This is a genomic window from Roseiarcus sp. (genome assembly GCF_049514155.1).
Classification (GTDB): Bacteria; Pseudomonadota; Alphaproteobacteria; order Rhizobiales; family Beijerinckiaceae; genus Roseiarcus.
Genome location: NZ_JBEKVH010000220.1, coordinates 1 through 4,796, shown reverse-complemented (window position 1 = coordinate 4,796; position 4,796 = coordinate 1). Strand labels below are relative to the sequence as shown.

Genomic DNA, 4,796 nt, shown 5'->3' with positions numbered 1-4,796 from the left:
CCCCGTATCGTCGAACCCAGAGAGGCAAGGCGAATCCTCGAGCCCCGCGTCGGTTGGATCACCTACCTGCCGCCCAACCTCGCCGCGCGGGCGAAATATCCTGCCGACGTCGAGGTCGAAGCCCTCGCCGACGGGGCCGCGCTGGTCACCCTCTGCGAGGAGCCTTTCGCTAAGACCGACGCCGAAGGCGTGGCGCGGCTGCGCGCCCTCGAAGCTGCGCTGCGCCCTATTCAGAGCTGAGCGCCGACAGCGATCGCGGCCTGCCGTTACGTCAATTCTCCGCCAACCCGCGCTTGCGTAAGAGCGCGTCGGGCGACGGATCGGCGCCGCGAAAGCGGCGATAGGCCTCGTCCGGCTCGCGCGTGTTGCCCGCCGCGTAAACGAAGCGCTTCAGCCGTTCGGCCAATTCCGGATCGAAATCGTCGCCCGCCTGCTCGAACGCCTCGAAGGCGTCGGCGTCGAGCGCCTCCGACCACAGATAGCTGTAGTAGCCCGCCGCATAGCCGTCGCCGGAAAAGACATGCTGGAAATGCGGCGCGGAATGGCGGGTGGCGATCGCGCTCGGCATGCCGATCGCCGACAGCGTTCGCGTTTCGAATTCCGCGACGTCGATCGCGCCCGGATCGGCGATCAGGTGCAGCTCCATGTCGAACAGCGCCGCGGCGACGAACTCCGTCGTCGCGAAGCCCTGGTTGAAGCGCTGCGCCGCATGCAGCCGCTCGATAAGCGCCTCGGGCATCGGCTGACCGGTGCGGTAATGGCGGGCGAATCGGCGCAGCGTCTCGGGTCGCTCGAGCCAATGCTCGAACAATTGCGAGGGCAGCTCGACGAAGTCGCGCGCGACATTCGTGCCGGAGAGCAGTGGATAGGCGACGTCCGACAGCATGCCGTGCAAGGCGTGGCCGAACTCGTGGAACAAGGTGTGCGCCTCGTCGAGGCTGAGCACGCATGGCTCACCGGCGCCGCCGCGGGCGAAGCTCATCACGTTGACGACGATCGGCAGGACGCTTCCGTCGAGCTTCTGCTGGTCGCGCAGCGCGCTCATCCAGGCGCCGCTGTGCTTCGAGTCCCGCGCGAAATAGTCGCCGACGAACAGCGCGATCGGCGCGCCGTCCGGGCCGATCGCCGTCCAGGCGCGCGCGTCCGCGTTTGGCAATCGCACGTCGTCGCGGGCGACGAAGGAGACGCCGAACAGGCGATGGGCGACGTCGAAGGCGGCGGCGATCATCGCCTCGAGCGACAGATACGGCTTGAGCTCGCTCTGGTCGATGTCGTAGAGCGCCTTGCGGCGCTTCTCGGCATAGTAGCGCCAGTCCCAGGCTTTGAGCTCGAAATTGCCGCCCTCGGCGGCGATCATCGCCTGTAACGCTTCAGCTTCGCGCAGCGCCTGCGCGCGCGCCGGCGCCCACACGCGACGCATCAGTTCGAGCGCCGCTTCAGGCGTCTTGGCCATCGAGTCGGCGAGGCGGAAAGCGGCGAAGCTCGGAAAGCCGAGCAGGCGCGCGCGCTCGGCGCGCAGCGCGACAGTCTCGCGCATGATCGCCGCATTGTCGTGCGCGCCGCCGCCGGCGCCGCGCGCGACGAAGGCGCGGAAGACCTTCTCGCGCAGGTCACGCCGAGCCGAGGCCTGCATGAACGGCTCGTAGGACGAGCGCGACAGCGTCACCGCATACTTGCCGGGGAACCCGCGCGAGGCGGCCGCCTGCGCCGCGGCGGCGACGAAGCTCTCCGGCAGGCCGGCGAGATCATCGGACCCGTCGAGAACGAGCGCGAACGCCTTTTCGTCGGCGAGCACGTTCTGGCCGAACAGCGCGCCGAGGCTCGCCAGTCGCTCGCCGATCGCCGCCAGCCGCCCCTTCTTCCGAGCGTCGAGGCCGGCGCCCGCGCGTTTGAACGCGACGCGCCAGCGTTCGAGCGTCCGCGCCGCCTCGGAATCGAGGGCGAGACGGCCGCGCGCCTGATGTAGCGCCTCGACGCGGGCGAACAACGCGTCGTCGAGCAGGATCGCGTTGCGCTCGCGCGACAGCACAGGGGCAATGTCGCGTTCGATGCGCTCGATCTCGCCGCTGGTCTCTGCGCTGGCGAGGTGGAAGAACGCCGCGCTCACCCGTTTGAGCCGCGCGCCGGCGCGCTCCAGGGCGACGATCGTGTTGTCGAAGCTTGGCGCGGCCGGATCGGCGACGATTCTCCCGATCTCGGCGCGTCTCGACGCCAACGCCGCGTCGAAGGCGGGCGCAAAGTGCTCGGGCCTGATGCGGTCGAACGGCGGCGCGCCGAACGGCGCGTCCCACGACGCAAGCAGAGGATTGTCGGCCGGAGGAGAGAGCTGATCCATGCCGATAAACTTGGGGCTCAGCCGGACCTTTCGCAACCGCCTGGTCAGCCCGGTCGGCCGCCAGTGAGCGACCAGCGCGTCTGGACGATCTTCCACGCGCCGGCGCGCAGACCTCGGCGCCGTTCCAGCGCGTCGCCTCGCCGCTCTCGCTCCGGGAGGCGAAATTGAAGCTGAGCGCCGCCGCGTCGGCGAAGACCTGGACCTTCGGGTTGAGCAACTCGCAACGCGCCGCGACGATCGCGGCGGCGTTCGACATCAGCCCTCGTTCTTGGCCCGGTAGGTCGAGAACCAGCCGAGCCCGTCCTCGGTGCGGCCGCGCGGGCTATACTCGGCCCCGACCCAGCCGTCGTAGCCGAGCGCGTCGAGCCGCTCGATCAGAAAGCGGAAATTGATCTCGCCGACGCTCGGTTCGTGCCGGCCTGGATTGCCGGCGATCTGGATATGGCCGATGCGCGGCAGCAGCCGTTCGATCGTCGCTGCGAGATCGCCCTCCATCCGCTGCATGTGATAGATGTCGTACTGCAGCTTGATGTTGGTCGAGCCGGTCTCGTCGATGATGTCGAGCGCGCGGCCGCTGTGGGTGACGAAATAGCCGGGGTTGTCGTAGCGGTTGAGCGGCTCCATCACCATCTGCACCCCGGCTTCGCCCAGGCGGTCGGCGGCGTAACGCAGATTTTCGACCAGCGTGCGGCGCGCTTCCGCCATCTTCGTATGCTGCGTCGGATTGCCGGCGAGACAATTGACGGTCGGGCAGCCGAGCGCGCGCGCGTATTGGACCGCTTGCGCCACGCCGGCGCGGAACTCGTCGACGCGATCGGGAAGGCAGGCGATGCCGCGCTCGCCCTTGGTCATGTCGCCCATCGGCAAGTTGAACAAGACCTGAGCCAGGCCGAAGTCACGCAGGCGGGCGGCGATTTCCGCCGCCGGAAAGCCGTAAGGGCCCAGATATTCGACGCCGCGGAAGCCGGCCCGCGCCGCCGCGCCGAAGCGATCGAGGAACGACCGTTCGGTGAACAGCATCGACAGATTGGCGGAAAACCTCGCCATGCCCCTTCCCCCTCGCGCGGCCGCCGCCCCCCGGCGCGCCGCAGCCCCGAGTCGTCAGCGTCGGCGAACTCGACCCGCTTGTCCAGATTGGACCGCGGCGGCCCGAGGATTGCCGACGGGCCGCGCGGCGGGGCAAGATGCGCCTCTTTCCGCCCCGTGACTGGAAGCCGCCGCCGATGACGATCGAAACCCGCCCTCTGCTGCGCCGCCGCGACGGCCGTCTGCCTCCGCACGCCGTCGCCGATCTGACGGCGGCGCTGGCGGCGCGATTCGGGGCGAAGCTCTCGACCGCCGAGGCGGTGCGCCTGCAGCACGGCCACACCCTGACCTGGATCGACAATGCACCGCCCGACGCGGTGGTGTTCGCCGAGACGCGCGAGGACGTCATCGACGCGGTGCGCATTTGCGCCGCCCACGACGCGCCGATCGTGCCGTTCGGGGCCGGCACGTCGCTCGAAGGCCATGTCAACGCGCTCTACGGCGGCGTGTCGATCGATTGCTCGCGCATGAACCGCGTGCTCGCCGTCCACAGCGAAGATCTCGATTGCGTCGTCGAACCCGGCGTGACCCGCAAGGCGCTCAACGACTATCTGCGCGACACCGGTCTGTTCTTTCCCGTCGATCCCGGCGCCGACGCTTCGATCGGCGGCATGGCGGCGACGCGCGCCTCCGGCACCAATGCGGTGCGCTACGGCACGATGAAGGACAGCGTTCTGTCGCTCGGCGTGGTGACCGCCGAGGGATCGTTCCTGCGCACCGCCAGCCGGGCGAGGAAATCCGCGGCGGGCTACGACCTGACGCGCCTTTTTGTCGGCTCGGAAGGCACGCTCGGAATCATCGTCGAAATCACCCTGCGCCTCGCCGGCGTCCCGGAGGCGATCGCCGGCGGCCATTGTCCCTTCGCCAGCGTGCGCGCCGCCTGCGACGCGACGATCGAGACGATCCAGTCGGGCCTGCCGGTCGCGCGCATCGAGCTGCTCGACGCGCTGCAGGTCAAGGCGAGCAACGCCTATTCGAAGCTCGAACTGCCGGAAACGCCGATGCTGTTCGTCGAGTTCCATGGCAGCGAGGAGAGCGTCGCCGAGCAGACGCGCCGCTTCGGCGAAATCGCCGCGGGACACGGCGGCGGCCCGTTCGCGTGGGCGAGCCAGGCCGAGGCGCGGAGCCGGCTGTGGCAGGCCCGCCACGACGCCTATTGGGCGGCGACGGGCCTGAGGCCCGGCGCGCGGCCGTTCGCCACCGACGTCTGCGTGCCGATTTCGCGCCTCGCCGATTGCGTCGAGGAGACGCAGCGCGACATCGCCGAGCACGGCCTGATCGCGCCGATCGTCGGCCATGTCGGCGACGGCAATTTCCATGTCAGCCCGCTCGTCGACATGAACGACGCGTCCGAGATCGAGCGCGCCGAACACTT

The 4,796-nt window shown here is 69.4% G+C and carries 4 protein-coding genes; 2 read left to right on the top strand and 2 right to left on the bottom strand.

Translation table 11 applies throughout. The annotated features are described in order from the left end of the window. The coding region (locus tag ABSF49_RS20145; RefSeq protein WP_424114418.1) for an Imm52 family immunity protein at positions 1-240 on the top strand (240 nt) is incomplete at its 5' end. A gap of 31 nt (positions 241-271) precedes the next feature. Here the strand turns inward: ABSF49_RS20145 and ABSF49_RS20140 are convergent. Both ABSF49_RS20140 and hyi read right to left on the bottom strand, forming a co-directional pair. Continuing rightward, positions 272-2,335, bottom strand: a complete 2,064-nt coding sequence (locus ABSF49_RS20140) for a M3 family metallopeptidase (RefSeq protein WP_424114419.1) — start codon at positions 2,333-2,335, stop codon at positions 272-274. Between the two features lie 255 nt (positions 2,336-2,590). Beyond that, on the bottom strand, positions 2,591-3,382 hold the full coding sequence (hyi, locus tag ABSF49_RS20135) for a hydroxypyruvate isomerase (protein ID WP_424114417.1): 792 nt from the start codon (positions 3,380-3,382) through the stop codon (positions 2,591-2,593). Between the two features lie 176 nt (positions 3,383-3,558). Between hyi and ABSF49_RS20130 the strand changes: the two genes are divergently transcribed. After that, a partial coding sequence (locus tag ABSF49_RS20130; RefSeq protein ID WP_424114416.1) for an FAD-binding oxidoreductase occupies positions 3,559-4,796 on the top strand: 1,238 nt, incomplete at its 3' end.

Bases quoted from the DNA above. Each gene is read 5' to 3' on its own strand.
- ABSF49_RS20140 (WP_424114419.1), bottom strand. From the start codon at position 2,335: ATGGATCAGCTCTCTCCTCCGGCCGACAATCCTCTGCTTGCGTCGTGG.
- hyi (WP_424114417.1), bottom strand. From the start codon at position 3,382: ATGGCGAGGTTTTCCGCCAATCTGTCGATGCTGTTCACCGAACGGTCG.